The following is a 1,842-nucleotide window of genomic DNA, read 5'->3' on the forward strand; positions in this document are numbered from 1 at the left end:
GGTGATGGAGGGGCTGATCAGGCTCAGGCCGGAACTGGCGAACGCAAAGACGCTGGGGCCGTAGGCGCAAGAGGTAGTTTCAGACGCAGTCCGACTACCTGAACTGCGTCTCCTCGTTTTGTCGCGAGAGCATGTGTTGCCGGCGTCAGTAGACTACCGACTAGGAGGTCGGCTATGCGACGGCGCTTGTCGGCGGTTTTGAGCTTGGTGTTGATTGGATGTTGGTCAGACTGCTGGGCCGCGGAGTCTTCAGTTCAGCTTCCCGCGGAGGCGGATTTTGTCGAAGCGGTCAAGCATGACCAAACAACCAGAGTCGACTATTGCTTGGCATTGCCCGCGGACTATCCACCACCCACGGCGCGGAGCAAGCTCCGCAAATTCGGCTGGTACGCGGACTATGTCAAGGACGCGGCGCGCGGACCGGATGGCGTCAAGCAGCTCATGGAGCTCGACACGCTGGCGGCAGTCGGCCTCCTGCAGAAGGAAGRGGTTTCCATAGCTGCTGCAGGCTCGTTGCCGCAACCTGCGTGGCGCTATCGACTTACCGCCAAAGGCTGGTCACAACTGGACGATCGCCGCAATTGCTTCGTGTATGGAAAAGCTTCATATCTGGGGTTCGTTGGCGGAGAGGATTCTCTCGACGGTGAGAGTTCCTTCCGAAGGTCGGTTCGTGTCGGTCTTTCAGGGCCGGACGCCTTGCCAAGCTGGGCACGAGATCCAGGCGTTCAGCAAGCCTTTCCTCAAATTGCGCGACAACTCGAGGGCCAACTCGTCGTCATGAGACTTGAAAGGCGCGACGGTCGATGGAAAAGTGAGGATGAGGGCGAACTGCCGGGCTTGCGCTTCGATTCACTGACTCCGGAAGCAAGGCGCAAATCTCAGACTTATGCAGATCTGCCGGACCCAACGAGATCTGAACTGGAGGGYAAGCTGTCCTTGAGTCCGGAACGGATTTGCCTGGTACTGCCGGGTAAAGGAAGGCTGCCCGTTGACAAGGTATTTCCCGGCGATCGCTATCGCTTTGGCATCTATCTGAATAAACCACAGCGATCGAGTTCCGACGCCGTAGTTGCCAAGACGTTGCCAACGGTCGAGCGTCTTGTAGCGGCGCGTGGACTGGTTCGGCTGCCAGACGAGCAGGTGGTCGATGACGCTGCTGACAAAGGGAAGTCCTTCACTACCGCGGTCTACGCTCTTGCGCCGCAGTTGCAGGCCTTGCTGCAGGACAACTGCATCAGCCTCGGGCCTATCACGCACCAATTCGTCGACATTCAATACAAGAAATTTGACCTCGATCGGCGACGCGTCCCGTCGTTCACGTTCAAAAAAATCCTGCGGCTAAACAGTCCGCCGTCGGTGCTGGCCGAGGCCGCTCTGCAAGCCGCTTGGCCTGACCTCCGCGGTGCCTTGCAACTTGGTTTGGCCTGCATGGGCGAATACGATTTCAAGAAAGACACCCGAGAAACCGGCAGCGGTGCGGCAAGCTGCTGGTACATGTTTGACGGCGACGAAGATCCTGGTTATCGCTGGTAGCCCTATGGCGCCATACCGACGTTTTTGTCCAGGGCAATTTGACTTGGCACTGCGGCCGCCTACGACGCATGCGTATGAGTCAGCGAAGTTGCGATCCAGGTTGCGTATTCGCTCGAAGCGCCTGCTATGGGCACGGCGAAGACTGCAGGCACTTGGTAGGGATGCAATTCCAGAAGCAGCGCCTCGAGCGCCGAATACAGGACTCGTTTCGTCTTGAACATCAGCCGCACCTCGGCCTCTCACTCGATAGCGCCCTGCCAGCGGTAGGTGCTTCGGATGGCTTCGGTCTGTACGCAGGCAGCAAGGTGT

At 58.6% G+C, this 1,842-nt stretch carries 1 protein-coding gene and 1 pseudogene; one reads left to right on the forward strand and one right to left on the reverse strand.

What is annotated here, in order from left to right; translation table 11 throughout:
• Positions 1-174 precede the first annotated feature (174 nt).
• A complete protein-coding gene (locus AC1DU6_RS29605) occupies positions 175-1,533 on the forward strand; it encodes a hypothetical protein (RefSeq protein ID WP_477861581.1) in 1,359 nt (452 codons plus the stop codon).
• Between the two features lie 59 nt (positions 1,534-1,592).
• On the opposite strand, the pseudogene cutA reads toward AC1DU6_RS29605, so the two are convergent.
• A pseudogene (cutA, locus tag AC1DU6_RS29610) lies at positions 1,593-1,842 on the reverse strand (divalent-cation tolerance protein CutA); the annotation flags it as partial.

It is taken from the genome of Roseateles sp. P5_B10, assembly GCF_056400485.1.